Below are 2,771 nucleotides of genomic sequence, written 5' to 3'. Positions count from 1 at the left end.
CAGGTAGAGAAAGCTCGGCTTGGCCGCCCAGCTTTCCCCGCAACCGGCGCAGTCGCACTGCCCCCAGCCGAGATTGGCCCGGGCGATCCGCTGGACATGCCCGCAGGCGTCGTGGCGATACAGGTGATAGTTGGCATTGCCGCGCGGATCGGGGCCGATCCGGGTCCAGCCCTGCCGGGCGGCGATCTGGCGTTCGCGTTCGGCAAAGCAGGTCTCGCAGCGCAGGCCGGTCTCGCCACGGGCGACGCGGTCGATGATCTCGAACTGCCGCCGCAGGACGTGCCCGCAGGTGGCCCGGAACAGGCCGTAGGGCGGACGATCGGGGTCGGGGCCGAGATAGCAAAGGCCCGCCGCCGTCGCACGGGTAGCCCGTGCCCTTTCCAGGCAGGTGCGGCAGAGCGGCTGGCTGGTCATCAGCACGAAGAGCCTGGTCACGCTGACGGCGCCGCAGCACCGGCAGCGCAGGGCCAGGTGAAGGCGGTTCGTGACCCGGGCCAGGAGATCGAAGCCCTTCTGCTCGGCCGCCGCGAGCCAGTGGGCATGGAGGGGGCCGGGGTGGCGGGTCAGGCCGGCGGGAAGCGGCGCTTGGGCCGTGCAGGATTGCAGGACGGTCATGGGAATGCTCCTGAAGAATAAGGATTGGTTGTGCCGGGCGCCGGACCCAGGCGTCACCGCGTCTTCCGCGGCCACAGCGGGCCGGGAAGGGACGCGGCGATGCGCCGACCGGACGGTGCGCACGCAGCACGCACCGGTCACGGCAGGCAGGAATGTCAGGGAAAGGCGGCTGTCAGGCCGCAACCGGCACCGGGTCGTCCGCGCTGTCGGCCACAGCGATCTCCAGCGGATCGACAAGCGCCGTCAGCGAGGCCAGGTCGGCCACCTGCAACCGCGCCGCTGTCAGCATCTGGGTGACACGCCGCGCCACCAAGCCGGTGCCGAGGCAGGAGAAGAGATCTGCATGACGATCAAGGCAGGCCGCGAGGCGCAGGAACTCCGACGACGACTCCGTTTCGATCAGCGCGAAGAGGAGCAGCGCCATGCGCTTCAGCGGCAGGTCCTCGGGCCGCACGGCGGCAGAGACCCGGATGTGGTCGATGGAGGAGAGCACCGCGCTCCGGGCCCCTTCCGCATCGCGATGCCAGTCTAGGAACGCCGGATCCCAGGACGCCGCATCCTCGATGTCGCGCTCAGCCTCGATATAGCCGCTGACCGACCCGATCAGGCGCGAGAAGGTTCGCGAGATCTCGGTATGGGTGAAATGCGCAGGGGGTGTCGTCACGCCACACGGCGTGGTAGATGCTGGCTTAGCCATGATTGATCTCCTGAGGATCAGTGGTGGTTAGGGCGGGGCAGGAGGGTAGGATCTCTTGCTTCCGCCCGATCAATATGGCACTTTGGTATCTTAGTGTCAATATCAATTTGGATTAATGTTCATGGCTCCCCCAAAAAAGGATACGGAGGCAATTAACCTCCGGCTGTCACAAGAACTGATCAAGGCGATCGATGATCGGCGACGCGCTGAACCTGATTTGCCCACACGGCCTGAAATGATACGCAGAGCCTTGGTCCAGTGGCTTGCTATGACGGATAGCTAAGGTCTGGTCGATCATCAGCATTGCGGCGAAGTTGTTCGGCTGTTGACCTCTCCAAGAGCTATTATGCTTCATAATCTTGATTATCACTATAGGTAGTGGCAACCGGGGACGCGCTATCCTGAAATGCGACTTTCTGTGCTCAACAATGGGCTGAGCCATGAAAGGATCATAGAATGAAGGTTCGGTTCTCTCACCTTTCCCTTTCCGAGCGGCGCAAGATCGAGCGCTGGCGGCAGATGAAGCTGAGCCCTGACGAGATGGCGCGCAGGCTTGGCCGGCATCGTTCGACGATCTTCCGCGAGTTGAGGCGCAACTATTTCCACGACAGCGAGATCCCGAAGCTCAGCGGCTACTGGTGCGTTGTGGCGCAAAGCTACTCGGATAGACGCCGGACAGGGCAGCGCAAGCTGGTGCGGGATCCCGGGCTGCGCGACCAGGTCGAGCGCTGTCTCCGCTCTGGCTGGACCCCCGAGCAGATCGCCGGCCGGATGCGTTACGAAGGTGCCTCGCGCCGGGTCTGCCAAGAGACGATCTATCAACACATCTATTCAGAGGATGGTCGTCGAGGTGAGCTGTGGCGCCACCTGCCCTCCGGCCGCCGACGCCGCCGGGGATATCGGTTGCGCAAGCGCCCGCCGCCCAAGTTTGCGCCGGAACTCAGCATCTTGTTCCGCCCCGACGTTATCGCGCATCGCCGCCAGTTTGGGCATTGGGAAGCGGATCTGGTGCTGTTCCGGCAGAAGTATGGGCCTGCCAATGTCACCACCATGATCGAGCGGACCAGCCGCTTCCTGGTGGCGTTGAAGAACGCCGAGAAACGCACCAAGCCGATCATGGCGCAGATCGCCCAAGCCCTGACGCCCCTGTCATCGGGAAGGGAGAGATCGTCCGCGCTCATGCTTTGGAGATAGCATATCCTGACCGGCCATTCCGCAGGATATCCGCGCACAAGGCACAGGTGATTCACTTTGCCGCAGGCGGGTTAACCCGCAAAGACAGGTGCCTTGACCCAGACCGGACGAACCCGCTTCCAGTCCAACCCGTCCAATAGCGCGGTGAGCTGGGCATGGTTCAATTGTAACCGGCCGATTGTTACCGCGGCGGTTGAGCCTTGAAGCGTTGCGCGAGTTCAGGATCGCTAACGAAGTCGTCGAGGAACTGGTGCCAGGTTTCTGC

3 protein-coding genes and 1 pseudogene are annotated in these 2,771 nt (G+C 63.6%); 2 read left to right on the top strand and 2 right to left on the bottom strand.

The window, feature by feature from the left end:
- Both PARHAE_RS20450 and PARHAE_RS20445 read right to left on the bottom strand, forming a co-directional pair.
- A pseudogene (locus PARHAE_RS20450) lies at window positions 1-615 on the bottom strand (hypothetical protein); the annotation flags it as partial.
- Between the two features lie 172 nt (window positions 616-787).
- On the bottom strand, window positions 788-1,312 hold the full coding sequence (locus PARHAE_RS20445) for a hypothetical protein (RefSeq protein WP_126156341.1): 525 nt from the start codon (window positions 1,310-1,312) through the stop codon (window positions 788-790).
- A gap of 115 nt (window positions 1,313-1,427) precedes the next feature.
- Between PARHAE_RS20445 and PARHAE_RS20440 the strand changes: the two genes are divergently transcribed.
- Complete coding sequence (locus PARHAE_RS20440; protein WP_338142943.1) at window positions 1,428-1,595, top strand: ribbon-helix-helix protein, CopG family; 168 nt, start codon at window positions 1,428-1,430, stop codon at window positions 1,593-1,595.
- 173 nt (window positions 1,596-1,768) lie between these two features.
- A complete protein-coding gene (locus PARHAE_RS20435; RefSeq protein WP_126156339.1) occupies window positions 1,769-2,506 on the top strand; it encodes an IS30 family transposase in 738 nt (245 codons plus the stop codon).
- Window positions 2,507-2,771: the final 265 nt, after the last annotated feature.

The organism is Paracoccus haematequi, from assembly GCF_900631945.1.
Lineage (GTDB): Bacteria > Pseudomonadota > Alphaproteobacteria > Rhodobacterales > Rhodobacteraceae > Paracoccus > Paracoccus haematequi_A.
The sequence above is the reverse complement of the archived record's forward strand: the minus strand, read 5'-3'. Positions and strand labels throughout refer to the sequence as shown.